This is a genomic window from Neobacillus solisequens (assembly GCF_051233465.1).
GTDB lineage: Bacteria > Bacillota > Bacilli > Bacillales > Cytobacillaceae > Neobacillus.
Map to the genome: position 1 here is coordinate 38,705 of NZ_JBKFGJ010000006.1, position 26,668 is coordinate 65,372.

22 protein-coding genes are annotated in these 26,668 nt (G+C 34.5%); 2 read left to right on the forward strand and 20 right to left on the reverse strand.

Translation table 11 applies throughout. The features are described 5' to 3' along the window. Positions 1 to 107 precede the first annotated feature (107 nt). The 13 genes from ACI3K6_RS07745 to ACI3K6_RS07805 all read right to left on the reverse strand — a co-directional run bounded on the left by ACI3K6_RS07745 (position 108) and on the right by ACI3K6_RS07805 (position 14,432). Positions 108 to 1,352 (reverse strand): hypothetical protein, encoded by a 1,245-nt coding sequence (locus tag ACI3K6_RS07745; protein WP_435554372.1) that lies wholly within the window; start codon positions 1,350 to 1,352, stop codon positions 108 to 110. A 210-nt stretch (positions 1,353 to 1,562) separates the two neighbouring features. Further along, a complete protein-coding gene (locus ACI3K6_RS07750; RefSeq protein ID WP_435554373.1) occupies positions 1,563 to 2,699 on the reverse strand; it encodes a glycosyltransferase in 1,137 nt (378 codons plus the stop codon). 70 nt (positions 2,700 to 2,769) lie between these two features. Next, a complete protein-coding gene (gene wecB / locus ACI3K6_RS07755; protein ID WP_435554374.1) occupies positions 2,770 to 3,897 on the reverse strand; it encodes a non-hydrolyzing UDP-N-acetylglucosamine 2-epimerase in 1,128 nt (375 codons plus the stop codon). A 3-nt stretch (positions 3,898 to 3,900) separates the two neighbouring features. Further along, positions 3,901 to 5,010, reverse strand: coding sequence for a capsular polysaccharide biosynthesis protein CapF (locus ACI3K6_RS07760; RefSeq protein ID WP_435554375.1), 1,110 nt, complete (start codon positions 5,008 to 5,010; stop codon positions 3,901 to 3,903). Positions 5,011 to 5,025: 15 nt separating this feature from the next. Continuing rightward, positions 5,026 to 6,063: a polysaccharide biosynthesis protein gene (locus ACI3K6_RS07765; protein WP_435554376.1), complete on the reverse strand. Its 1,038-nt coding sequence runs from the start codon at positions 6,061 to 6,063 to the stop codon at positions 5,026 to 5,028. Between the two features lie 20 nt (positions 6,064 to 6,083). Beyond that, entirely contained in the window at positions 6,084 to 7,280 is a 1,197-nt protein-coding gene (locus ACI3K6_RS07770; RefSeq protein WP_435554377.1) for a glycosyltransferase family 4 protein, read from the reverse strand. Between the two features lie 46 nt (positions 7,281 to 7,326). After that, positions 7,327 to 8,055 carry a GNAT family N-acetyltransferase gene (locus tag ACI3K6_RS07775; RefSeq protein WP_435554378.1) on the reverse strand — a complete coding sequence of 243 codons (729 nt, stop codon included), beginning with the start codon at positions 8,053 to 8,055 and terminating at the stop codon, positions 7,327 to 7,329. 20 nt (positions 8,056 to 8,075) lie between these two features. Further along, on the reverse strand, positions 8,076 to 8,705 hold the full coding sequence (locus tag ACI3K6_RS07780) for a sugar transferase (protein ID WP_435554379.1): 630 nt from the start codon (positions 8,703 to 8,705) through the stop codon (positions 8,076 to 8,078). Positions 8,706 to 8,737: 32 nt separating this feature from the next. Further along, entirely contained in the window at positions 8,738 to 9,973 is a 1,236-nt protein-coding gene (locus ACI3K6_RS07785) for a DegT/DnrJ/EryC1/StrS family aminotransferase (protein ID WP_435554380.1), read from the reverse strand. A gap of 126 nt (positions 9,974 to 10,099) precedes the next feature. Further along, positions 10,100 to 11,926: a polysaccharide biosynthesis protein gene (locus tag ACI3K6_RS07790; protein WP_435554381.1), complete on the reverse strand. Its 1,827-nt coding sequence runs from the start codon at positions 11,924 to 11,926 to the stop codon at positions 10,100 to 10,102. A gap of 261 nt (positions 11,927 to 12,187) precedes the next feature. Continuing rightward, entirely contained in the window at positions 12,188 to 12,949 is a 762-nt protein-coding gene (locus ACI3K6_RS07795; protein WP_435554382.1) for a tyrosine-protein phosphatase, read from the reverse strand. A gap of 39 nt (positions 12,950 to 12,988) precedes the next feature. Beyond that, on the reverse strand, positions 12,989 to 13,687 hold the full coding sequence (locus ACI3K6_RS07800; RefSeq protein ID WP_435554555.1) for a CpsD/CapB family tyrosine-protein kinase: 699 nt from the start codon (positions 13,685 to 13,687) through the stop codon (positions 12,989 to 12,991). Then, positions 13,677 to 14,432, reverse strand: a complete 756-nt coding sequence (locus tag ACI3K6_RS07805) for a YveK family protein (protein ID WP_435554383.1) — start codon at positions 14,430 to 14,432, stop codon at positions 13,677 to 13,679. Before ACI3K6_RS07805 ends, ACI3K6_RS07800 begins: the two co-directional genes overlap by 11 nt. A 210-nt stretch (positions 14,433 to 14,642) precedes the next feature. Between ACI3K6_RS07805 and ACI3K6_RS07810 the strand changes: the two genes are divergently transcribed. Next, complete coding sequence (locus tag ACI3K6_RS07810; RefSeq protein WP_435554384.1) at positions 14,643 to 15,425, forward strand: SGNH/GDSL hydrolase family protein; 783 nt, start codon at positions 14,643 to 14,645, stop codon at positions 15,423 to 15,425. Between the two features lie 34 nt (positions 15,426 to 15,459). Here the strand turns inward: ACI3K6_RS07810 and ACI3K6_RS07815 are convergent, their stop codons facing one another. The 5 genes from ACI3K6_RS07815 to ACI3K6_RS07835 form a co-directional block, all read right to left on the reverse strand. Next, a complete protein-coding gene (locus tag ACI3K6_RS07815; protein ID WP_435554385.1) occupies positions 15,460 to 17,313 on the reverse strand; it encodes an alginate lyase family protein in 1,854 nt (617 codons plus the stop codon). 125 nt (positions 17,314 to 17,438) lie between these two features. Further along, positions 17,439 to 17,594, reverse strand: coding sequence for a YwzD family small protein (locus ACI3K6_RS07820; RefSeq protein ID WP_335474666.1), 156 nt, complete (start codon positions 17,592 to 17,594; stop codon positions 17,439 to 17,441). A 127-nt stretch (positions 17,595 to 17,721) separates the two neighbouring features. Continuing rightward, positions 17,722 to 19,107, reverse strand: coding sequence for a right-handed parallel beta-helix repeat-containing protein (locus ACI3K6_RS07825; protein WP_472850921.1), 1,386 nt, complete (start codon positions 19,105 to 19,107; stop codon positions 17,722 to 17,724). Positions 19,108 to 19,241: 134 nt separating this feature from the next. Further along, positions 19,242 to 20,849 carry a teichoic acids export ABC transporter ATP-binding subunit TagH gene (gene tagH / locus ACI3K6_RS07830; RefSeq protein WP_435554386.1) on the reverse strand — a complete coding sequence of 536 codons (1,608 nt, stop codon included), beginning with the start codon at positions 20,847 to 20,849 and terminating at the stop codon, positions 19,242 to 19,244. Positions 20,850 to 20,864: 15 nt separating this feature from the next. Next, positions 20,865 to 21,668, reverse strand: coding sequence for an ABC transporter permease (locus tag ACI3K6_RS07835; protein ID WP_335474671.1), 804 nt, complete (start codon positions 21,666 to 21,668; stop codon positions 20,865 to 20,867). A gap of 196 nt (positions 21,669 to 21,864) precedes the next feature. Here ACI3K6_RS07835 and ACI3K6_RS07840 point away from each other — a divergent pair, with 196 nt between their 5' ends. After that, entirely contained in the window at positions 21,865 to 22,686 is an 822-nt protein-coding gene (locus tag ACI3K6_RS07840; RefSeq protein ID WP_435554387.1) for a glycosyl transferase family 2, read from the forward strand. Between the two features lie 61 nt (positions 22,687 to 22,747). Here ACI3K6_RS07840 and ACI3K6_RS07845 read toward each other — a convergent pair whose 3' ends face one another. Next, positions 22,748 to 25,438: a glycosyltransferase gene (locus tag ACI3K6_RS07845; protein ID WP_435554388.1), complete on the reverse strand. Its 2,691-nt coding sequence runs from the start codon at positions 25,436 to 25,438 to the stop codon at positions 22,748 to 22,750. Position 25,439: 1 nt separating this feature from the next. After that, positions 25,440 to 26,627 (reverse strand): methyltransferase domain-containing protein, encoded by a 1,188-nt coding sequence (locus ACI3K6_RS07850; protein ID WP_435554389.1) that lies wholly within the window; start codon positions 26,625 to 26,627, stop codon positions 25,440 to 25,442. Positions 26,628 to 26,668 lie beyond the last annotated feature (41 nt).

Sequence of the window (26,668 nt, forward strand, 5' to 3'; positions counted from 1 at the left end):
ATTATCTATATTTAAAATTATAAAAGAGAAAAAACAAATAGTATCTATAGCCAGAAGGAAATAAATAAATAAATAAAATATTTATAAACACTTTAACATTATACTTTTTATATTCTTTCACCCGAGGATACGATATATAGAAATAGAACCAATAAAATACTTCCAGAGGTCAAAAAAGTTGTAAGTAAGGCACTATCATTTAAGATAACTACTGTATATAGCATTAGCGCTGTATATCTCTTACTATTATCTAAACCCTGAGAAGTGGAATCAATTAATAATAATACTAGTCCTAAGACTATTGTATATATTAGCATTAATATTAACCCGCCATTATCATATGCATCGGCTAAAAATCCTGTATTCGCATTAGCTCCATTAGATGAAACAAGAAAAGTAGAATGAATAGTATAAGGAGACTCTAGACCAAATATTTTACCTATAAGTCCTTCAGAAAAGTATAGTTTAGGATTATGCGAGAAAAAATCATAATGTCTAAAATTAAGTAATCCAGGTATATTTAATTGTCGGATAGGCATTATTGCAATTGTAAATAAGTTATTTGTTAGTTTATATAGCAAGCTAGATGCAAAAATGGCAACAGTATAAAAAATAGGAACCCCAAAAAGGAACTTATTTCTTTTTAGTAAAAATGTAAAGACAATAAGAAATACAACCGAAAATAATATTGATTTGTATCCTATGCATAAATAAAAATAAATTTGCAAGCAACAGGAGAAAAATAACATAGCTTTTTTATTTTCAATCATATACATTACAATACAAAAAGGTATTAAAAGCTTTGAAATCCAGTTGATCAAATAGCCCCAAAAAACACTATATTCTGCTTCTGCCCTTAACTCGTATATATCATTGAAATTAAAAGCTCTTAAATCAATTCCTCCATATCTAATAGAAAAAAGAATCAGAAGTAAAAAGGAGATTATACAAATAGCATTAACAAAGTTCATATAATTTTTTGTTTCAAATTTTATAAACTTTATTTTAAAAGGCTTTGAAACTCTTATTAAGATAAATAAAACTAAAGAGCATATTACAACATAAATAAAATAATTTATGTTTAGATTTGCCTGCCAAAAAATACTTAATATAGGAACCACTGTTATAATAAAAAATAATTGTGCTAATTGATAAGATGGCCTATTTTGTCTCTTTGGCAGGACAACTAGCATTAGAAAAAGTGCAAAATTAGAAAATAAAAACTTAACCAAAGACGGTTCCCAAACCATTCCAGAATAGGAGTAATTTGGGGAAACAAAAACATAATAAACAACTTCTAAGACAATTTTATAGAGAATTACCCAGAAGTAATATTTAAAATTAGTAAACATATATATAAACATCCTTTAGTCTCTGTTGTCTATTATAAATTTTTCTTAAAGTACTTTTATCAAAGTTGAATACTGTAAAAAGCAACAATTTATAACATTAATATATTCTGTTTTTTGATCTTTATAGATAATACTAATTAATAATTTACATAAAAATGTTTAATTTATTCTCCAACTGATTAGCTAGCTCTCTACTATTTAGCAACATTTTTATATATCTTTTAGTATTGTACAAAGTTCCTTTTCGTACTTTTCCCAATTGTATTTGCCTTTTATTGTTTCATAGGCATTATTACCCATTTGTATAGTTTTCTCTTTATTGTTCATCATATAAATAATTCCTTTTGCTAGTGCGTCCCCTGACTCCTCCAATACAGCTATCCCACACTCACTCTCCTTAACTATTGATGACGTTTCTTCATTTAGTTCACAAGTAATAATTGCAAGATTAGCAGCCATATAATCAAATAACTTATTAGGTAAACAGTGATAATCACCATAAAGATATGAATCAAAGCGAGTAATGCCTGCTATACTTTTTTTTAAGAAATTATTTACATTATCCTTACTCATCCAGGGAATAATCTCAATATTACCTTGAATATCATTTTCTTTTATTAATAAAGTATATTCATTAAATTTACCCTCATAAGTTTCATCATCAGGAAATCCTCCAACTATGTGGATTTTAGCATTTGAATTTTCCCTTTTTAAGACTTTAGCAGCTTCAATTAATATACTCTCCTGTCTCTTATCTGAAAAGTTGCCAATAAAGGCAAAACTATTATTATCCCTCTGTAACTCACATAGAGAATCCTTAACTCCCATTGACATAGTATTCGGAATAGAAAATGAATTTTTATTATATTTCTCATATTTCCTTCGCATAGTATTATTCACGCAAAATACTGCATCTATCCTTTTACTAATAAACTTCAGTAATGCCCCAATAAAATTATTTAATATACTAGCAATAATTTTATTATTTATCTTTTCTTTAAAATGAATTTCATACCATTCATGACAATCAAAAATTACTTTGATATCCTTTTTTAATAACTTTAATATATAAGCAATAACAATTGAATCTGGTTCAGGAGCTAGAATTACGTCAGGATTATATTCCTTTCCCACTTTATATAAGTTTTTTAGACTAAGCACCCTATTTAAAAGGCCCTTTTTACGAGTAAAGCCATCTATAATAATTTTATCTTTAGATACTTCTTTTTTTGCGTTTGGGTTTATATTAATTACATCGTATCCACCTTTTACAAGAGCATTACTTATTTTATAATAAACCCTTTTATCGTAGGGTGGATGTGAAGAACAAAGATATAATACTTTCACTTTTTTATTAGCCCCTTTAAAAAATTGTTTTTCATTTTACTTAAGTCTGCACACAATTTAAGCGCCCTTATTATTGTTTGCTCCATACCACCCTCTTAACATAGTCAGTATAAGATAATATAATTCTAAGAACTTTGTCCGATACATTAGGCATACTATAATCTTCAACACGTCTAAGAGAATTTGACTCTTGCGTTTCTAAAATCTCTAATCCTTGCAGAATTCTTTCTTTTTTAAGCCCGACCATCATAACCGATGCTTCTTCCATCGCCTCTGGTCTTTCATGTGCTTGTCTTAAATTGAGTGCTCTAAAACCAAGGATAGAAGATTCTTCACTAATAGTCCCACTATCACTTAAAACAGCTTTTGCATTGGACTGAAGTTTAACATAATCGATAAAACCTAAAGGCTTCATTATTTTTACATATGGATTAAATTCTACCCCATAACAATTGATCATATTTCTTGTTCTAGGGTGTGTGCTTACGATAATCGGCATGTTATACTTTTCCGCAATAACATTTAGACTATTAACTAAATCCTTAAAATTTGTTTCAGAATTGATATTTTCTTCCCTATGAGCAGATACAACAAAATACTGTCCCTCATTTAGTCCTAATCTATCTAATACATCTGAATTCTCAATGTCATCTTTTCTTGAACTTAGTACTTCAAACATCGGGCTACCAGTTTTAATAATTCTGTCCGAAGGAAATCCTTCTCTAAGTAGGTATTCTCTCGCAATATCACTATATGTCAAATTAATATCTGCTGTGTGATCAACGATTTTTCTATTAGTTTCCTCAGGCACTCTTTGATCAAAACATCTATTTCCTGCTTCCATATGAAAAATTGGAATATGTCTTCTTTTAGCAGCTATAGCTGTTAAACAGCTATTTGTATCTCCAAGTACTAAAAATGCATCTGGTTTTACTTCTTCTAAAATAGGATCAATTTTGACTAAGATATTTCCAATTGTTTCAACCGCTGTTCCGTTAGCAGCATTTAGAAAAAAATTGGGTTTTTTCAATTTAAAGTCTTTAAAAAATACTTCATTTAATTCATAGTCATAATTTTGTCCAGTATGAACTAGAATATGTTCAACTGCCTCTGATTCTTCTAATTTATTTATAACAGCTGACAGTCTAATAATCTCTGGTCTTGTACCTACAACTGTCATAACTTTTAATTTCTTCATAGATTAAACCTCCAAGAAGTATGTGTCTGGCCGATTTGGATCAAAGCATTCATTTACCCACATTACTGTTACCAGGTCAATATCTCCTACATTAACGATTGAATGGGTATATCCCACAGGAATATCTACAACCTGCAAACGTTCCCCACCAACTCTATACTCTATGATTTCATCCGAATCAATCTTCCTAAATCTAATTAACCCCTCACCACTTACAACAAGAAACTTCTCATTTTTAGTATGATGCCAATGATTTCCTTTAGTAATCCCCGGCTTTGATACATTAATTGAAACTTGTCCTCTCTCTGAAGTTCTAATAAATTCAGTAAAAGAACCTCTTTGATCACAATTCATCTTCAAATCATACGAAAAGTCTCTTTCTGGTAAAAAACTCAAATAGGTGCTGTATAACTTTTTATTTAAAGGATCTTCCATATTAGGAATACTTAAATTCTTCCTACTTTCTTTGAAACTTATTAAAGTCTTTGCCAATTCACCAAGTTTAATATTATAAACCAAAGGGACAATACAGAAATTATCATTAACAGTTGGATTTCCATCTAATGCTCTTAAAAATTCCTCTATGACATCATCAATATAACAAAGAGTAAGTTCTGATTCTGGATTGTTTATCTGTATATCCAATCCCCTAGCGATATTATGGCAATAAGTAGCAACTACCGTGTTATAGTTAGGCTTACTCCATTTTCCAAATATGTTTGGTAATCTATAAACATGCACTTTAATATCATTTTCTTTGGAATAATTAAATAGTAATTCCTCACCAGCTTTTTTGCTTTTTCCATATGGATTATCCTTTTCAGCTTGTATAGAAGAAGTTATTAAAATTGGTGCCTTATTTCCCGATTTTTTTAATAGTCCAATTAATTGTTCAGTAAGGCCAAAATTACCTTCCATAAATTCCTGCTCTTCCTTTGGCCTGTTAACACCGGCAAGGTGGAATACAAAATCACAATCCTTTGTATATTCTTCTAATGATTCAATGTCGGTTTGTCTACTAAATTCATAAATTTCGGTAAATCCCTTGTTTTTTAGTTCAGCAACTAGATTTTTCCCCACAAAACCCTTCGAACCTGTAACTAAAATTTTCATCCTTTAGTACTCCCTTTAATTCATAACATAGATATTTTCATTCCATTTTTTTATCTCATCTTTTACATAATCAAGTGTAAGTAATTTTTCTTTAATCTGTTCAATATTTAATAGTTCGGTATTTTGTGAATTATATTCATCAATTGTCGTAAGCTTTTGATTTCCCTCAATAAAATATTTATCATAGTTTAGATCCCTTTGATCCGCAGGTACTTTGAAGAATCTACCCATGTCTTCAGCCACAACATATTCTTCCCTTGTAAGAAGAGTTTCATATAACTTCTCTCCATGCCGAGTACCAATTATTTTAATTTCATTATCAGCGCCGAATAGCTCTTTAATTGCTTGGGCAAGATCACCAATTGTGCTTGCAGGTGCTTTTTGTACCATAATATCTCCAGCTTCAGCATTATGGAAAGCAAATTCAACTAACTCAACAGCCTCTTCTAAACTCATAAGGAATCTTGTCATATTAGGATCTGTTATCGTTAATGGCTGTCCACTCTTAATCTGTTCAATGAATAAAGGTATTACTGAACCCCTTGAAGCCATTACATTTCCATACCTAGTTCCGCAAATCAACGTGTTTTCTGGAGAGACTGTTTTAGACTTTGCTATGAGAACTTTTTCCATCATAGCCTTTGAAATTCCCATAGCATTAATTGGATATGCAGCCTTATCAGTTGAAAGGCAAATAACCTTTTTAACGTTATAATCGATAGCTGCTGTTAGCACATTATCAGTACCTAGAATATTTGTCTTAACAGCTTCAAGTGGAAAGAATTCGCATGAAGGAACCTGTTTCAAAGCTGCAGCGTGAAAGATATAATCCACACCATGCATGGCATTTTTTACACTTGCTAAGTCCCTTACATCTCCAATATAAAACTTTAATTTATTATTTTTATATTGTTTCCTCATATCATCTTGCTTTTTCTCATCCCGAGAGAAGATACGAACTTCTTTAATATCTGTATCTAGAAATTTTTTCATTACTGCATTACCAAATGAACCCGTTCCACCTGTTATTAATAATGTTTTATTTTTAAACATTATGATCCTCCATAATTTATTTAGTTAAAATGTTTGTTCAAAAGATCTACTGAATTTTCAACAGTCAAATACTTTTCAATGTACTTTCGACCATTAATTCCCTTGATCTGCAATTCGTTCATTTTAGACATTTCTTTTATTTTAGAAATAAAAGCGCTTGTATCACCTGACCAAACCCATTCTCCACACTGAACCTCTTCTATTAAATCTTTAAGGTCTGAGACTCTATCAGTTGCTGCCAACACCGGCTTTGAATACTCCATATATGATAAAATTCGTGACGGATAATTTGGTATTGTAAACCTTGGGTCAAGTATGATTAGACCTACATCACATTCTTTAATTATTTGTTCGTACTCAATTCTTGGTAAATTTTCAATAGCTAATGCATTTTTTATGTTATATTCCCTAATCGTTTTTTCTAATTTATATCTTTCCGTTCCTCTACCAATAAAAAGGAAGAAAACCCCTTTTTCGTTTTTGCATTCTTTTACTGCACTACATAATAAATCGATATACTGAGGCTTTCCCATATTGCCTCCAAAAACAAAAACACATGCATCATCTGGTATGTTGAATTTATTTCGCATAATTAATTTATTTGTTTTATAAAGAGTTGTTATCTTTTTAGTATTAGGGAATATTTCAACTTTACCTGAATCTAACCAAGGATTATGTTTCAAAATATAATCCATATTAGCAGCAGACATACTACCGATAATATCTGCGGTCCGATATAGCCTTTTTTCTTTGGATAAAAAGTATTTATACACAAGACTATTGTTTTTTATAATCCCTAAATCAACTGCATTTTGAGGAAAGATATCTTTCAGCATTAAATATGAAGGGCAATTATATTTTTTCTTTGCCCAAGCAACAAGCCCAGCATTCGTTACTGGGGGTGCTTCAAATAAAATTAGGTCAAATTCTTTATTTCCAAGATACTTAGTGATGCCTTGTTTCATCAAAATTGGAATTTTTAAAGTAGTAATTCCTTTTTCAATCAGACCTACATCATAATAGTTTCCAGTAACTATACGGAGCACATCAAAGCCACGTTCTTTTTTCATTTCTGTTTTTTGTTTATTTCTTGCTTGTTCTGAAACAGCAACCGTAACTTCGTGTCCAGCTTCATATAGGGCTTCAGCTAAGTCAGTATAAATGGTTGCACCCTTTTCTGGCTCAGGAAATGAGGTGGCAATGTATAATACTCTCAAATCTTCTCGATCTCCTTACTTTTCATAAAAATAATCTATGTTCTCGCTACAAATTCCACAAATGAAAAATTTGATGGCATCCTACCTGCTTACATCCAACCTTATGATAAAAGTTAATGGCTCCAATATTTCTTAATTGCGTCCCAACTCGTATTTCACTAGAGCCATGTTCTTTCGCAGCATATTCCACCGCTTTAAATAAGTGAGCTCCAATGCCTTTATTCTTATTAGTTGCTGATACGGCTATAAGTTCTATCACGCAGGCATCATCTAAAAATGAATGTAGTAAAAATCCGTTAATATCTCCATTTTGATCTTTTGATAAAGCAAAATACTTCTCTTCTCTTTCAAAAGAATTAATAATCCATTGATGATAAACTTTTTCGCCTCCACGTTTTGCTAGTTCAGGATCCTCAGTAAACTTCGAAAACTCAAAATTTGCTAGGTTAATAACCTGATTATTTCTTTTTAAAGAATGGTGAATGGATATTTCTTTTGGTAAATCTAGTTCACTACCTATTTTTTTTACAAATTGAATATTCACATCGGCTAAAAATGCTGTTGTACTTTTCCCTATTAATTGGGCATTTGATGGAACTGAATTTTCATTAACAATTGAAATAAACTGATAGTTATCAAATCTATTTTTTAGATTTTCCCATTCATTTGATGCAACATGTCTATGCAAATTGGCTTTTGCACTTTTAACTCCAAAAAACTCAGAATCCCATTTTAAGTCATTAAAAGTTACTGAATTATCAATAATACTATTCATCAAAAAGAACCCCTCCGAACCTATACTTCAAGGTTGCTACTATTTTCTGACTCAGTTTTGCCTTCAGTAACAAATACATTTTTTCTTTTTAAAACAGATAAAGCAGTTTTAAAAAGTATCTTAAAATCAAACCAAAAAGTTACATGATCTATATAGTAAATGTCATTTTGAATTCTTTCTTTCCATGGAATTGTATTCCTAAAATATGCCTGGTTATAACCAGTAACACCAGGTTTAATTTCAAGCTTTCGTCTTTCATTGCCTTCATATAGTTCGATATGTTCTGGTAAGTCTGGCCGTGGTCCAATAATACTCATGTCACCTTTGATAATATTTAAAAGCTGTGGGGTCTCATCCAGACTTGTCTTCCGAATGAATTTTCCGATTTTAGTTAATCGCGGATCATCTTCGGCATTAAAGGTTGAACCGTCCTCATTTCTTAAATCAGGAGCATTTACTTTCATCGAACGGAATTTATACATCTTAAACACTTTACCGTCTTTACCAAGCCTAGGTGCATTATAAAAAAGTGAGCCTTTATCTTGAAAATATATAATTGGACCAATGATCATCAAAATAATGAGCCAAAATGGGAGGGCAAATACCGCTAATATCAAATCAAATAATCTTTTTAGAATACTTTTATACACATTGACACCCCAAACGATAATCAAAAATTCAGTTATTTTATTAGTTCAATAAAAGTATCAATTACATAATTTATTTCCACATTACTTAATAAAGTATGAAGAGGTAAAGTTACTTCATTCTTATACATATTAAATGCATTAGGATAATCTTTTATATTAAAACCAAGGCTTTTATATGCAGTATGCATGGGTAGTGGCTTATAATGTACATTTGTAGAAATTCCCTTTTCTGCCATTCGCTCAATAACTTTATTTCTACATTCTTCGTCTTTATCTAATAGTCTAATTAAGTACAAATGCCCACTTGATGAAAAATCAGTTCCATAATGTTCTAAAATATCAATATTCTGATTGCTTAATCCTTTATTGTATTGTTCTATAATTTGTCTTCTTCTTTCTAATATTAATGAATATCTTTCCATTTGCCCTAATCCAATAGAGGCCATAATGTCAGTCATGTTACATTTATAGGCAGGGGAAACAATATCATATTCCCACGCACCAAGTTTGGTTTTTGCCAAGGCATCTTTTGATTGTCCATGTAAAGATAACAACATGTAATTCTTATAGATTTCTTCATTATCAATTCCAGGAATATTACACCAAGTAAGTGCTCCGCCTTCACCGGTTGTAAAGTTCTTAACCGCATGAAAGGAAAAACTAGTAAAGTCAGCAACTTCACCACTATTTTTTCCTTTGTACGTCGCACCAAATGAGTGGGCAGCATCAGCCAAAATGACTATTCTCCCAATAGCCTCCTGAATTTTATTGGCAGGATTAAAAAGATTCCTCTTTCTATTAACTAATTCAAAAATTTTATCATAATCGCACATCACACCAGCAAGATCAACAGGGATAATGACCTTTGTTTTAGAGGTGATAGCTTTCTCTAATTGGTCATAGTCCATTTGATATGAATTTTCTGCTGTATCTACTAGAACAATATTTGCTCCTACATGATGGATGACACTTGCAGAAGCTGTATAGGTGTATGCTGAGGTAATAACTTCATCACCTTCACCAACTCCCAATAATCTTAGGGTAAGTTCCATTGCTGCAGTAGCTGAATTTAAACATACCGCTTTTGGTGTATTTGTAAATTCAGCTAATTTCTGCTCTAATCGCTTTGTTTTTGGGCCAGTTGTTATCCAACCAGATTTTAAAGTATCAACTACTTCTTCTATTTCGATATCTGTAATATCAGGAGGTGAAAAAGGTATATTCATTTTCTTTTCTAATAGCGAAGAAGAAAAGCTCGGTTTATTCATAATAATCCCCTTTAATTATTAAGTTTCTTCAATTAATGAACTTGTTCCTTTTGAAGAATGAATGATAGGTATTCCAATACTCATTTTTTATCTGCATATTAGTAATTATAGATTAAATAGAGTCGATTAACTTGATACACTCACTATAGTTGAGAAATCATATTTATTATTCGCCACTGCTAGTAACGTGTCATGCATTTCTGTTTGAGACATTTCCAATAGTTCTTCGATTAAATGATTTAAAATAGAACTGTCAATAACCTTTACTTTACCAACATGAATTTTCGGAAAAACTTGCTCTGGGTGAACTTCATTTTCATTTAGTAACTCTTCGTACATCTTCTCCCCAGGGCGTAGACCAGTGAAATGAATTCCGATCTCTTCTTCTGTAAAACCAGATAGTATGATTAGGTTCTTTGCTAAGTCAACAATTTTAACCGGTTCTCCCATATCGAGAACAAAGATCTCTCCACCCCTAGCAAGAGCACCTGATTGAATCACTAGCCTTGATGCTTCGGGTATGGTCATAAAATATCGAGTCATTTCCGGATCGGTAACCGTTACCGGTCCGCCGGCTTGAATTTGCTTTTTAAATAATGGAATGACACTGCCTCGGCTACCCAAGACGTTTCCGAATCGTACAGCGACAAATTTTGTATGGCTATTTTGAGCTAAGCTCTGAATCACTAGCTCGGCAAATCGTTTTGTAGAACCCATGACATTCGTTGGATTTACTGCTTTATCGGAAGAGATTAAAACAAACGTGTTCACTCCAAATGTATCGGCTGCTTCGGCAACATTTCTAGTTCCGAAGATATTGTTCTTTACAGCCTCTCTTGGGTTGTATTCCATTAATGGTACATGTTTATGTGCAGCGGCATGGTACACCACAGCTGGGCGATGTTGATCCATGATTTCAAACATTCTAGCCCGATCCTGAATGTCGCCAATGACTGCGATAATTTCAATTTGCCCTATGTATTTCTTACGTAGTTCCATTTCAATTAGGTAAATGCTGTTTTCACCATGTCCTACGAGTATTAGTTTTTGAGGATTGAATTTACAAATTTGCCGGCATATTTCCGAACCAATTGATCCACCAGCACCTGTAACCAGGATGGTTTTACCAGCAACATAATCAGAGATTCGTTCCATATCGAGCTCCACGGGCTCCCTACCCAATAAATCCTCAACCTGAACATCCCGAAATTCATTAACTGAAATCTTCCCAGTCATTAAATCTTCCAACATCGGAATCGTTTGGGTTTTTGCTTTCGTTTTGGTACATTCAGAGAATATCTTATTTAATTCTTTTTTTCCTAGAGAGGGAATCGCAATAATAATATTTTCTATTTTGTATTTCTCTACGATATCTGGGATTTGTCTGGAGTCACCGACAACTGGAATACCCAAAACATCCAATTTGAATTTCTTCGGATCATCATCGATAAAGGCAACTGGTTTTAGCTCAATGTCGTGATTATGTAATAACTGACGCGCCACCATCGTTCCACCTGCTCCGGCTCCAACAATTAAAGTCTTCTTAATATCTTTTTTGTTATATACGAAATGATCACGGAATACTCTCCATGTAAATCTGGATCCTCCTATTAATAAAACGTGAAGCATCCAAGTAATCATTAATGCTCTTACATATATATTATGAAAAAACAGCTCTTGCATAATTGCAGCTACAACAATGGTGAGAGATACTGCCTTAACAATTGTAGTTAACTCCCCCACACTCGCATATTCCCATGCCTTACTATAGAGCTTATAAATAAAGGAAAAAATATGGTGCCCAATTAATAAGGTAATAACAGTTGCCAGTAACATTGGATTCTCAAAAATAACAAGTTCAGGACTTAGTGTCCAATAACTCACATAAAACGCGGTAAACACAATAATAGAATCCAAACCTGCCAGCGTTGTTACCCTGTTTCTATAAGTCACAGCTTACTTCCTCCTCATATTATCTATAAACATTTTTCGTAAAACTAAATACTTTTTTAAAAAATAAATACCTAATGGAAATATAGGTTTAGTCTTTAAACCTATCCTCTATTAGATATTTATAGTTCTTAGAGTTTTGAGTTAACTCTTGCACTATACCCATTTTTTCTTTTGGTTCTAATGTCATAGACAAAAAGACCTATTTTTCAAGTTGAAAAACCCAACTATTGTAGACAGAGAGGGATTTTCAATTCCGTTTGGTTAGAAAAAGATAAACTTTTTCTTTTTAGCAATTGGAGCTGGTATTTCTTTCACTATGTTACTTCCAGCAATTAATAATTCTGCGTTTTCCTTAAATAAGTAGACATAGTCTATACCAAAATTTGAATCAACTAGGTCAAATGCTTCAGACATTTTGAATGTTCGATTATTCACATTGTGTGCATCTGAAGCAATAAAATGAGCTAAATTTGCTTCGATTAATTGCTCTGAAAATTGCTTGATTTTTTTACCGAAATATCCACATAGACTGGATGCTGTTACTTGGGCTAGTGCTCCTTTTTCTACAAAGCGGTATAACAATTCTGGGCGTTCTATTATTTCTGAGTTTCGTTCTGGATGAACAATGATAGGTACTAATCCTTTTAACTGAACATCAAATAGTAGTTGTTCTGCGTATCTTGGAACATGATTTGAAGGGAATTCAATAAATAGAAACTGAGTTCCATTTAATGTTTGGATTTCTTCACGCTCATAATCTGCGATGATTTCTCCATAAATCCGCGGCTCCTGGCCTGGCAGGATGGTTACACCAATATTAGCTTCAGTTAAAGCCCGATTCAGCTGATTTACACTTTCCAAGATACTTTGTTTTCGATTATCATACTGACTATTTAAATGGGGAGTGGCAATTATGGTATGTATACCTTCCTTTGCTGCTTCCCTCGCCATTGTTATACTATCTTCCAAGAATTGTGCTCCATCATCTAAACCAGGTAATATATGACAATGAATATCTATCAAAGTTTGCCACTCCTTTCACAAAGATTTGTATACAATCAATTAATTTCCATAATAATAGTAGTAATTTGTGTTTTCGAGTTTCTTATTATTTAAAACCACGCCAAGTAGTTTGCTTTGTGCTGAATCTAACAAATCTTTAGCTTTTAGTAATTGCTCTTTTTCTGTTTTTCCACTTGATACCACTAACACGGTTCCATCACATTTATTAGCAAGAAGCTGTGCATCTGTCACTGCTAATACTGGAGGGGTGTCGAATAGTATGACATCAAATAAGTCACGCGCTTCCCTAAAGAAGGCATCCATTGCTCTTGAGCTAATCAGCTCGGACGGATTCGGAGGAATAGGTCCACTCGGTAACACAAAGAGATTATTTTCTGTTATTCCTGTCATTGCATCTATTAAAGTCATTTGTCTTGTTAACACACTGGTTAAACCATGGACATTCGTTAAATTAAATGTGTAGTGAACCGTTGGTTTACGCATATCTGCATCAACTAGTAAAACTTTCTTACCCTGTTGTGCAAACACAACAGCCAAGTTTGCTACGGTAGTAGATTTACCCTCCGATGGACCAGATGAAGTGACCATTAATGTTTGTATATCATCATCAACGGATGAAAATTGAATGTTTGTTCTGATGGTACGGTATTGTTCCGAAATGGGAGATTTGGAATCAAGGCTGGCAATCAATGTCCTTCGATTGTTTGATACTCTCTTATTATTTTTCTTAGGAGCCAAAGGTCTCACCTCGCATTCCCTTAGTACTTCTTTCTGATCTAAGTTTCTTGCTGTTTCGCTTTAATGTTGCCTCATCCATAGTGGCAATGACACCTAAAACAGGAACACCAATTAATTTTTCTATATCCTGCTCATTTTTAATAGTGTTGTCCAAATATTCTAATAAGAATGCCAAACCGACTCCGACCATAAGGCCAACTACCAATGCAATTGCAATGTTTAACAATGGTCTTGGTTTGATTGGAGCGGCACTGTCCTCTACTTCTGCTTTTGTTAGAATTTTTACGTTATCGACACTCATAATTTTTACGATTTCTGTTTTGAATACTGAAGCAGTTTTATTAGCAATTTCCGTTGCCATTGCTGCATCAGGATCTTGTACAGATACATTCACCACTTGCGAATCTTTTTCATTTGCAACTGTAATTTTCTCTGTTAATTCTTTCACAGTCATATCCAAATTCAATTCATCAATAACCGTTTCTAGTATGGCCGGACTTTTAATGATGACGTTATAGGTATTAATTAGTTGAAGGTTTGTTTGAACTTCGTTGTAGTTATAAACAGACTCGTCCTGTTTAGATTGGTTCACCAGCAATTGTGTGGATGCCTGATAAATCGGGGTAAGGAAAAAGTAACTGATGATTCCACTTATTAATACAGCGATAAAAGTTATGCTAACGATTAATCGTAATCGTTTCTTCAAGGTTTGTAATAATTCTACTAAACTTATCGTTTCTTCCATGATGTCCTCCCAGTTTTTATCCAGTAAAGTTGAAACTTCTGGTATTATACCATATATGTTGGTAATTCCGACATATTTCCGTAAAATTTTCCTATTTCATTCGAAATTTTTCCTATATTCGCAGATTTATGGGGGAAAACATCATAATTGGAATATTTTATACATTTATTTTTGCTATAATAGTTGTGCAATCTATTTGGAGGTTTTTTCATGAAAACTTTTTTTACGTATATTCTAGGACTTATTACAATAGGCGTATTAATTTACGGCCATTCCTATTGGAATCAAAAAATTGAAGCTGCGCCTAAGAGGGATTCTTCTGCTGTTACGAAACAAGATATTCAGGAAAGTGAGGCTAATTCCAGTAATTTACTCGCTTTTGCAAAGAATTGGCCGGCCGATTCCATTGAAGAGTTTAAACAGGCTATGACAGAAAAACGTCCATTTAAAATACTGTTTGTTGGTTCTCCTGCGATTGGGTCAGAAACAGATGGTGCCTATCCGATCATTAAGAATAAATTACTGGAAACTTACGGTGAGAAGAATATACAGGTTGGAATCAAAACCTTTAACAGCACTTCCACTCAATTACTTCATAGTCCGGGGATGGAGGAAGTGATCGGAGAAAAAGCGGATTTAGTAGTGTTAGAGCCGTTTATTTTGCTGAATAATGGGAAAATTAAAATTGGGGATACCTTAAAGAACGTTACCCAAATGATGAATGACATTAAGGCTGGTAATCCGAAGATGACCTTTATTCTGCAGCCATCATATCCGCTTTATAATGCTAAAAATTATCCAACTCAAGTAGGCGAATTGAAGAAATTCGCCGAGTCAAATCAGATTTCTTATTTAGATCACTGGGCCGCATGGCCTGATTCTAACACTAGCGAATTTAAAAATTACTTACTGCCAGATCAAAGTGCACCAAGTGAGAAGGGGAATCGCATGTGGAGTGAGTATTTAATAAAATATTTCATCAGTCAGGATTAAAAATGGCTGCCGGAATTAGCCCGGCAGCCTTATTTTAATTCTCAACCTTAATATTACCCTTAGTTCCATCTTTATAAACAATCGTATAGAGCGTGTAAGTCGAATATTCCTTTACAGAATAAGTTTTAACTCCTACCTTCGTACTCAAATTCATTATAGATTTGTATTCTGTGTTGGCTCCGCTGTTGGTGAAACGCAGTTGAGAAATGGGATCTTTATTATTAAATTTTAAGGATTCCCAGCCGGCAATTGGGTTAGTGGAGCCTTTGTATTGTTTAAAACTTACTTTAGGTGTTAGCTGGATGAATTCTAACTGCCGGCTTTCTATTGTGCTTTTCAAATTAAAGGTGGTGTTCTTGCTATTTCCTATTTGGACATCCTTACCGATGTTAAATATTTCTGTGTATGTATGCTTCGTAGCCGATTGCATTGTATCACGGATTAGGATGCTATTTTTACTTTTCAAATAGATGATGGTTCGTTTAACCTTTACGCCTGGATATAAATCGTGGCCGCCAACAATGTAGCTGTAGTATCCAGCTGATTTAGACTTTAATATTCGCGACTTATTGATTTGGGTTTTAGTAAGCGCATATGTTGTATTGTCGACAACGATGGCGTTATGGGCCATAGCACTTCTAAAATATTTGCGGTAAGCATCCGTTTCTACATAGTTATATTTTCCTGAATCGACGAAAAAGTCCGTCTTTCCGTATGTTAGTACAAAAGATAAATCATCCGCATGTTTATGAACATTCGAATGGTAGGCAGCTGTAAATAAAAGATACACTGGAATAGATTTATTCCACCCGTTTCGCAAAATGCCCACGCCTCCGTCAGGAAAAACAGCATCATCATCCGGCTTCACTCCTTGTGCTCCTTTCGAAAGCACATACTGGAGTTTTGGACTTGTATAATCATTTGGATTAAGGCTATAGAGATCTCCCGGTTCTGAATCACCTAAGATTGGTAAGGTTCCATCCGGTTTCATTAAATAGGCTAAGTAATCCTCCATTAGGATTACTTTATTTTTTAACGCGGAATTCGTCTGGCTAAATTGACCAATAAAGTCATTAATCCCTTTAAATAAATTTAAGATAATCACATGGTAACTAGGGCTATGCTCTTTGTGGACGCCACTGGCAGAAACATCATTGTCCACATGAATCAAAAGACGTGTCATGGCCTTATCGTACCAAAACTGACTTTTCTCCATGTCCGGGAAAAGTAATGCCAGTTCGATCAAGGAACGATCTTGAAATATTCCATGATTATTTCCTTTTGAATAATATTGATCATCCGCTAGGAATTCGCCGTGCTTTTCCAGTAAATCCATTAATTGATGAGCGAAGGCCTGATCATATATCGTAGAGTTTTTATAGTATTCCCAGAAATAAACGATATTGGTCACCCGATTGGCAGTACTATGATCATCCCATGCAGATGGGCTTGCCTGGTTGGCTGGAGAAGGATTGGCTTTCATCCAACTTTCGATTAACCACTTGGATTTTTCCAAGTATTCCTGTTTTGGATTCAACTCGTAAGCGTTCATTAAATAACCAACCATATCTAAACTATGAAAGTAAAAACACCAGGTTGCGTTATTAAATGGATCCTCTTTCCAAGTTATTTTCCCGCTAATTGCGTAAACTGGAAAGATGCTATTAACATAATACTGGTTATTAACTATTTGATCTGCTATTTTAATAGAATTTTTATTTGGTTCTATCCGCTTAAAGATTTTTAGTTCTTGGCCCGCCACATCCTGCTTAATGGTTGATGTTGCCGCAAACACAGGCTGTATTGGTTGCCAAAACAGAAGAATGGAACCGATCATCCAAACTCCTAATGCGCCTTTCAGAAAACGGGCTTTCTTGATCCTCCCCACTACTCTCTCCCCTTTTTATGTATTCAACCTTTTCATTCTATCATATTTGTTTTTTAATATAAAAAAAGATAAAAATTACTAAGGGCTGCCGGTGATTCTCCAGCAGCCCTATTACTATATAATATTTACCCAATAAGTAAATGCTTTAACTCTTCTTTTAAATCTTTTATTAATTCGTCCAGTGTCAGTTCTGATTCATTCTGACCTTTTAGATAGGCCTTTCTTACAATCTCAGAGAATTCTACCTGATCAGCATGCATATTCGTATCTTGCTCGTTCAATTCGACACCCTTCCCTCTGAATTATTCATATTCATCTATTTTACTAGAAAGTTGTCGAATTGTAAACGAATTACCAGTTAACAATGTTGGTAGATTATGGACGTTGTTGACATTATTTATTCAGAGTTTAGTAGGCTCCCAGTTCCCTGCTTGGTGAAGTGTAGTGATTGTTCTTGAGAATCAATTTTAGCCTTCTGGTATCTCCTGTCAGAAATGGACCTTTTATAATATCCGCAACGTTACCTTGCGCATTAATGGATCCTTTGTACGTATCAGGAGCCATAATAAAGGTTTCGAGAGCACTGCCTCCTAAACTTTGATAAGTATTGTCCATTACCTTGGCTCGGTTTCCGTAGGAGACGGCAATAAACCCGTAACTGTCCCCTTTTAATATATTTCGAGTAACCGTAATATCTTTACCTCGAATTAAAAATCCATAATTGAAGTTTTCTACGTAATTGTTTTCGAAAGTGATATATTCTGCCGTTGAATGGGTTCCAAATCCGCTGTTGCCGCTTGCTAGTGTTCCCTTTTTATACCCGTACGACCTGCAATTTCTCACCACTCCAAATCTAGAAGGAGTACTACCGGAGAAGTCGACTCCCCGTCTGACTTTTTCAAAAGTACTGTTTTCTATCAGAGTGCCTGTCCCTCCATAATCCTGTATTCCGTACCCTTTTTTAATATCTTTCGTGGTACCTAATTCTACATGAGAATGGATAACTTTTGTTTTGAAAGTGGTATTTAAGAGAATTCCAATATCTTTTGAATTTTCTACAGAGACATTGGTGAATGTTGCATCAGTCGTATAGTTGATCCTCATCATAATGGTTTGGTACGGCTTGGGATGGGCAAATGTTATATTCTCCATTTTCAGCGATACATTGGGATAAATGGTAGCTGACACATTTTCCCCATACCCAACCTTATAGTTTTCTACGATAGGGGAGTCTAAATAAACCCTTCTCCCAAAAACTCTCGTCACTTGGTGCAGTTCACCCTTCTTCAGATATCCCCTATCGTCCCAGTACCATAACTTGCTGGAGGTTAAGTGAATTAATGAGCCAGGCTTGATCCCTTTTGTGTCTGCCAAAACGACAAAAGGCTGCTGGGAGGTGATGTTTTGGACCACGTTTGTACTCACTATTGGTTTGTTATCAAAAATAAACGCACTAGTCTTTCCTTTTTGGACTATTTTCGCCGGATCACTCTGATCCGTCCTAATTTTAAGTGAATGACTGGCTTGTAGGGGTTTATCAATTATGTAGGTCGCCCCGCTTTTAAGCACAAGTTCTTTTCCGTTATCTAAGGCTTTTTGCATGGCTTCGGTATCAGGCTTCTGGTCAAATCCATTTGCCCCATATTGCTCGGGTGTCTGGATGGGAGATTTCATTTGGGCAGGTGTATTCTTTTGGGATGTTGCTGCTCTTTGGGCAATCGGTTTATCATCAGCTGAGCTGAAAAAATGGAGTTTTAAGGAGATGAGGGAAATGAATGTAATCATACTGATCAAAAGAATCCTCTTTCTCCTCTTTCTCTTACGTTTATGACGGGTTTCTCTTAACATCAACACTCACTCCTTTTCCATTTATTATGATGGGAAATATAAAGGCATGAGTGATATCTCATGCCTTTGTCATTTTATAATTATTTTTTTGATTCTGCAATTGTTAAGGTATTCCTATTTAAATCAAAGATATATTCATATTGTTTTGTTAGAATATAGATCTTCTTTTTATCTTTACTGATTAAGGTGGCTTTATTTGTTATTTCCTCTAGGTTGGTTTCTTCAGGCATAAACTCATTCACCACAATGCGGTCCGATAATTGCTGATGATTGATTCTGTATTTAACCTTATCATAGATTATATACGTATTACCTAGGCCATCCTCTTCTTCGCCTGTTTTATATTTAATCTTGGCTTCAATTCTTGATTTTTCGCTTCCCAGAAAGGCCAGATAATATTGATAGGAGTTCCTAAATGAATTAGGTAAAGCATTTAATGAACCAGCAAGAGTAAAATCTTGTTGAGTTAAAGAGGGAGTCTGAATATGCACGCTTTCCTGTTGAATAAATCCCTTTTTACCTCTACTGGTAATTTCATAGACGTTTCCTATTTTCCTTTTAACCATTACCTTATTCAAAAAGTTTAATGAGGAGAGCTTCCTGTTTAGTTTTGCTGTTTTAAAAACAGGTGCGTGATCTTCTACTATATAACCTGTCTTATTGATGGCTTGTCCTATTGAGCTGGATTTAAGTTCACTCTTACTGAGCATTTTGCTGTTTGCTTTATTGATATCTAACTTGTCTATTCCCTTTACTGGCGTGTTGTTGTTAAACAACACAAGCATAGCACTGAAAAAGAATAGAACCAGCAATACTCCCATTTCCCAATAGACCGATTTTTGACTTTGTCTTTCGTTCCTTTTTCTTCTTCTTCTCGAAGAAGTTGACTCCCCTTCTGCCTGACGCCCCGCCATCTTTTCTTTCTTGTAAGCTGCTTTTTCTGCTTCACTAAGGGCATTGAAATACTTGATAAATTCATTGTATTTGGCTAAGACCTCACTGGTATCTCCGAATTCTACCATTTCTCCGTAATGAATCCACATGGTCTTATCACAAAAGGTACGAATTTGCGAAATGGAATGACTGATAAAGAAGATGGTTTTGCCCTCAGCCTTAAATTCATTCATTTTCGTTATACACTTTTCATAAAAGGTTTGATCGCCAACTGATAATGCTTCATCGACCACCATAATGTCGGGATTGGTATGGGCGGAGATGGCAAAGCCTAGTCTCGACTTCATCCCGCTTGAGTATGATTTAACAGGTTGATTGATAAAATCGCCAATATCCGCAAATTCAATAATTTTAGGAGTCAGCTGTTTAATTTCCTCTTTTCTCATACCGTGCATGAGACATTTTAATTCAATATTTTCCATTCCGGTCAAATTATTATTCAACCCCACAGAAATGGCGATAAGAGAGGTTTCTCCGTTCACCTCTAATTCACCAGATGTCGGAGGAATCACCTGTGCTAGAACATTGGATAAGGTTGATTTCCCCGACCCATTTATTCCAATCACACCAATGGTTTCTCCTTCATTTACAGTAAACGATATATTTTTAAGGGCATAAAAGCCTCTATTGGTCTTTTTCGTACCCAATAATTCGAATATAGTATCAAGTTTCTTCTGTTGCAGTGTATATTTTTTTGATACATTTTTAAATATCACTTTTGGCCGTGCACACATGTAGAAGCCTCCGGTCTAAATATAATCCACAAAATGTTTTCGAAAACGAATATGAATCAATGACCCAATATATAAAAGCAATAACGTTGTAATCCAGAAGTAGCTCATATAGATCCAATCATGAAAGAACCATTGTTTGTTTAAGAAAGTATCTCTAAATCCTTCAATTAAATAAAAAAATGGATTTAATTTTAATAATTTCACATAAGCAGGATTCAATTTATCCATATTCCATAAGATTGGTAGGAGATATAACATCATTCTCATTACAGACTGTAAGAGGATTTGAAAGTCTCTGAAAAGGGTAGCAATGGTTGAAAACAGTAAAGAAATGGCATATAAAAACATAAGCATACAAATAAAATAGTAAGGAAGTTGTAAAACATAAATCCCAGGATTAACCCCATATATAAACAGAATGAAAAATAGAATTATAATCATGACAATAAAGTTTAAGGCATTGCTGATAATGGTGATAAGCGGTAACACACTTACGGGAAATTTCATCTTTGCCACTAAACTTACTTTCGTATAGACACTGTTGGATGCTTTGATGACAGATGGGCTGATAAAAAACCAGGGAATGAGGCCAACTAGCATCCAGATTAAGTATGGTACACCATTTACTGGGTGCCCGTGACGAATTCCAATACCAAAAACAAACCAATAGATCATAATTTGAATAATAGGTGTTAAAAATTGCCAAAGACTTCCGAGGTAGTGCGCTTGATATTTACCTTTTATTTCATAATTTGCCAAGCGGAATATTAAATGCAAATTCGCTATTTGTTCTTTTAGAATCTCAATGACAGCTTTCATTCACTAACTTCCTTTATGAATTTACTTAAAAAGTCTATAATTAATCACAGTTATACATTATATCATAATAAGTATCCCTTAAAAGTGGTTTTTTATTGTCTACATATTTTTCCAGAGGCATTATGATTTACATGTAATTAATTGTATACTTATTTTATCAACCATTTTACACCCTCTTAGAGAAAGGAACGTTTCGGTGGAACAATATCAAAAAGTAATAGTCCCTTTTGAAAAATTAACAGAAACTATAATCCCTTTAAACGAACCAATTATTCTTTCCGTTGAGAAAAATGAGGTTATGTTTGAGTTTCTTTTGAAACGTAAAGAAGGGAAAGAAAACATGATTATTTTTGGTTCAGGGGCATATGATTCTACTAAATTTACCCCGCCCGTGTTCCAAAGACATTCATGGATGGATCATTTTGAAGAATCGGTGATCTATTTTAATGACCCTACTCTGTATCTAGGGAAAATAAATATCGGCTGGGGTTTTGGAAATGCCGACCGTCATTATTTGAAAGAGATATCAGAGATACTAAAAATAATCCTAGAACTTTGTCATATACAACATAAAGATGTTTTATTTTACGGCAGTTCTGCAGGTGGATTTATGTCTTTGTTATTAGCTGGGTTTATAAAGGAATCCAAAGCACTGGTCAACAATCCACAAACGATGGTTCACCATTATTATACAGGCCATGTAAACAAATTATTTACCAATGCCATGCCTGAATTTACAAGAGATGACATCATCAAACAATATCCTGCAAGATTAAATGTACTAGAATTTTACAAGACCATCAAATATGTTCCGGAAATATATTATTTGCAAAACCTGGCTTGTGAACATGACATGGAAAAGCATTTGACCCCATTTTTCATGGGTCTTAAAGAATTGAATGAATCCTATGATTATAAACGGATTCAGCTCAACTTGTATTATGATAAAGAAAGGGACCATAATCCTCTTGATATGGATGAAACGGTCTCGTATATTCAACAATTTATCCATTCATAATCGGTCAAACCTTTTATAAAACAAGCCCTTTCTATCGTGGAAAGGGCTTGTTCCTTTTTACCTATTGGACAAATTCTCTTTTGATTTGTTCAAAATCCTTAGCTGCACTTAGTTCTTTAAAGCGGATGACTTCTTCACTTTCAGGAGTAAATTCATCACGATAAAAATCAAAGATTTCTGTCAGAAGCTTGATGGATTCCATGGCTTGTTCGTTTGAAACATACTTCAGCTTTTCTAGGTACCAGCCTTTGAAATAGTAGTCAAATCGATGGTCAATGTATTCCTGCAGCAGCCCGTAGTTTCTTAAAATAGGTACTCGGGATTTTTCAAGCAGATAGTATTTTTCAAAGAATCTTTTTGACACAGAATTCACTGTCGATCCCGCAACGGCTGCATAATAAATATGGATTGGTAAATCAATGGTCTTTGTCTTTTTAGAGTTGAGCAACAGTTCTTGGAAGAATAATGTGTCTTGTCCTGCTGCTCCTTCTACCATTTTCAATCCGTGGTCACCAATGATTTCACGCTTACAGATTAATGCTTGAATACTCATCGCCTTGAACTGACTTCTAACCAGATAGTCTTTGACATCCTTTGTGATCACATCACTGCCGTAATAATAAACGGCTGTTTTATGGTAATCGAATTTAGAAGCTTTTGTATCCCACTTGGTCATATTTCCTACAACCATATCGTAGTTCTTCTTGGTTATTTCCTGGTATAGGTGGTAATATCCATCATTGATCGCTTCATTATCCGGATCGAGATAGGTAATGTATGGAGCCGTTGCTAACTCAAAGCCCTTGTTCCGAGGACGTGATGCACTGCCACTTCCGCCATCCTGATAGGAATAAGCTTTCACATTTGGATATTTCCTTTCCAACCTGTTGATAATTGTTGGAGTTAATGAATCAGTTGAACCATCATCGACCAAAATGATCTCCATATCGTCGAATAGACTGCTTCGTTTTAAACTATTAAAACATTTGTTCAACAAGTGCTTACCATTATTGTAACAGGCGACAATAACTGATAACTTATAGGACGTTTGTCTTGCCGGCTTTTCCACTACTTGATTGTTAAACTCAAAGCGGTCGATACTAAAGCCATTGGCAGCCTCTATTGGCCCTTCCATTTCAATCAGGTCTTGTAAAGAGAATGACTTGCTCCAGAATACTGTCCGATATTTATCATTCACTGTATGTACATAGTCAAACTCCGTGCCCTCATGCCAGTTAGTGCCATCATAATAGGCAGCCTTGGTAATATAATCTGAGTCCGTATATTTAAAGCCATTGATCATATCTTCTAAATAAAACTCGCCATAGAATTTTTGATCGTCAAAAAAGGCAATAACATCAAACTCATTTTTTTGCTCCTCTGTGAACTCTTCCATAAGAATCAGCTCTTTGTGAGGGTATGTCTGACCATCGAACAATTCTTTAAGGCGTGGGGTTTGTTCCTTTATCAGAACAGCTACCTTCTTTTCTTTTACTTCCAGATTTATGCCGATATTCTCAAGCATCCCCATGATTCTGTGGTAACTGGTGTGATCGGTCATAACCGTGCGGACGCCCTGTACCTGATGTTCAAATACATCCTCATCTGAAAAGGCGTTGAAGATATCTTTGATTTCGTTTTTATGATCAATTAAAAAGATATTCGGAAATTTATTATTTACACCCAAACTGTAATTGGATAACATGATATTTCCAATGGCCTGAAGCTCATAAATCCGGTTGGCAAACATCGTCTTGCTATCCTGAACCGTATTCAGGTTAATCGCCCAATCAAACAGTTTATGAAGCTTCTGCAAATAATGGTGATCCACCGCTGGTGAGACGTATTTTAAATATTGCTCCGGGAAGAAATAATGGACCAATTTCAAATCGTAATTTCTGTCAATGATTTTTAAATCACGATTGCCTTCAATGACACCATCAAAGAGGATGCGTGTATCGACTTGGCGGTGCGGATATTTCTCATACCATGAACCGGCAAAGAGGACCTCTTTACGCTTAGGGAACTTCTTAATGCCGATCGGGTTATGGTACAGAGGATTAATACCGAAATCAAGAACATGGACCTTTTCATTTTGGCAGTCCCTTTTATAATCGTCGATTTTTTCCTCAGCTGTTGTAAATATATAGTCGCACTGTTTGGCGATTTCAATAAAAATATCATAGTTAACCGGATCTTCTTTAGAATAGAAGACAATTTTTGTCCCTTGAGACCGATAGAAATCGATAATTTTGAATAGGTCCTGGCGATGCTTCCGAATGTTCGGATTCCCAAGGCCTTTCCATTCCATGTTTAAGCCCTTCCAGGCGGTAACAACCAAAAAGACATCCAGTTGATTGGAAAATTTCTTATAATTATCCCGGTCTATATAGTGAAAATTAGCAATATCTTTGTAGGAGTTATATAAAAATTCATCTGCAATAATGCCGATATTCACCTTAAGCTTTTCATAGTATCGGCTGCCATTACTCTCTGGGATCTCATCTAAGAGCGGTTTAACTTCCTTGAAAAAATTAGTATCTGCCAGCTTGTCCCGCAAACGCAGATACTCCTTCTTTTTTTCTATATCTACTTCATTATCGTTTCTAGTCGTAGGCATTTTAACATTTGATTTTGGATTAAGGAGGATTCCTGACCGAAGCGCCTCTTTTTCCATTTCAATTTCCAATTTCAACTTGGCCTTTAATTGTTGCAGTGTTAACAATCTTTGTTGTATGGATTTTTCATCCAATTTACTTACCTCCCCGTATTTTTCTTCTTCTATTCCAATAGGATAAGGTAATTTTCCCTAATTTTGACTCACTTAATGCGCGATATTTTCTTAACAAGTTTTGTTGGGATTGTAACAGTTTTTCTTCCTTTTTATACGCATCATAAAGAGTTTCCTGAACCGAGATTTTTTCTTTCTTTGTAAGTTCCAGATGTTTTTCATACTCTTTCAGTTTTTTGTTCTTTTCTGTTTCCCGCTGCTGCAATGTTGAAATGAGATCTTCTTTTTCTTGCAATTGAGCCTTCAATGACTTAATTTCTTCCTCCTTCACTTCCGCAGCCTTGTTGTTTATTTCTGCTTCCTTTTCCTTCAGCTTTCTGGTGAATATTGTAATTTTCTTTTCATCTTCAGCCAGTTGCTTTTTGGCAGCCTCTAATTCTTTATTTTTTCCTTTTAGTTGTTCAACTGCCGTTGTTTTCTGTGTTTTTAGATCTGCTGATAGTGTTTTAATTTTCTCATCAAAGAGTTTAATTTTTTTATCTCTTGCTGCAATCTTGGTCAATAAGTCTCTCTCAATAGAGTAGAATGATTCTTCCAGCTTAAATACGAGATCACTGTTTACAGTGACACTGCTTTTTTCCTGGCCCTTCTTCTTTAAAATGGCCCCGATCCACTTACCGAAGAACTTTACTTCCTGAACCACACCATTTTCGTACGCGAAGTTCATCAGGTCCATTAAATAATAGGTTTTTTTGTGATCAAAATAGTCATTGATCCCAAATGGCAATGTGATAATCAGAGATCCATTATCATTCAACAATTTAAAGGCTTTGTTGATAAATCTTTCGGGATCAGTAACGTGTTCAAGTACTTCACCAAGAATAATGGAATCAAACGTCTGGTCTCCAAAATCGACCAGAATGAAATTGGCTGCTTTAAACTCGACAAGTTTTTGTGTAGACTCTTCTTCATTTAAGAGAACTTCATTGGCATAATCAATGGATTCTTGAAGAAGATCCACCCCGATAACCTTTTTCCCTTCTCTCCCCAGGAGGATGGACGTGATTCCCTGGGAACATCCGATATCTAAAACAGTTTCTCCCTTTGCTTTCTCACAAACCCAATGGACACGGCTTCTTACCTTTTCAGAAAAAGCATCGCCCAACTCGCCAAAATAGGCTTGTGTAATTCGGTCTAGTGGTTTCTGCATTCTTATTCCGCCCCTAACAATATTTGGAAATTTATTTCCTC

Bases quoted from the DNA above. Each gene is read 5' to 3' on its own strand.
- wecB (WP_435554374.1), bottom strand. From the start codon at position 3,897: ATGAAGAAATTAAAAGTTATGACAGTTGTAGGTACAAGACCAGAGATT.
- ACI3K6_RS07835 (WP_335474671.1), bottom strand. From the start codon at position 21,668: ATGAAAGCTGTCATTGAGATTCTAAAAGAACAAATAGCGAATTTGCAT.
- ACI3K6_RS07765 (WP_435554376.1), bottom strand. From the start codon at position 6,063: ATGTTTAAAAATAAAACATTATTAATAACAGGTGGAACGGGTTCATTT.
- ACI3K6_RS07785 (WP_435554380.1), bottom strand. From the start codon at position 9,973: ATGAATAAACCGAGCTTTTCTTCTTCGCTATTAGAAAAGAAAATGAAT.
- ACI3K6_RS07805 (WP_435554383.1), bottom strand. From the start codon at position 14,432: ATGGAAGAAACGATAAGTTTAGTAGAATTATTACAAACCTTGAAGAAA.
- ACI3K6_RS07760 (WP_435554375.1), bottom strand. From the start codon at position 5,010: ATGAAAATTTTAGTTACAGGTTCGAAGGGTTTTGTGGGGAAAAATCTA.
- tagH (WP_435554386.1), bottom strand. From the start codon at position 20,849: ATGTGTGCACGGCCAAAAGTGATATTTAAAAATGTATCAAAAAAATAT.
- ACI3K6_RS07850 (WP_435554389.1), bottom strand. From the start codon at position 26,627: ATGCAGAAACCACTAGACCGAATTACACAAGCCTATTTTGGCGAGTTG.
- ACI3K6_RS07810 (WP_435554384.1), top strand. From the start codon at position 14,643: ATGAAAACTTTTTTTACGTATATTCTAGGACTTATTACAATAGGCGTA.
- ACI3K6_RS07745 (WP_435554372.1), bottom strand. From the start codon at position 1,352: ATGTTTACTAATTTTAAATATTACTTCTGGGTAATTCTCTATAAAATT.
- ACI3K6_RS07775 (WP_435554378.1), bottom strand. From the start codon at position 8,055: ATGAATAGTATTATTGATAATTCAGTAACTTTTAATGACTTAAAATGG.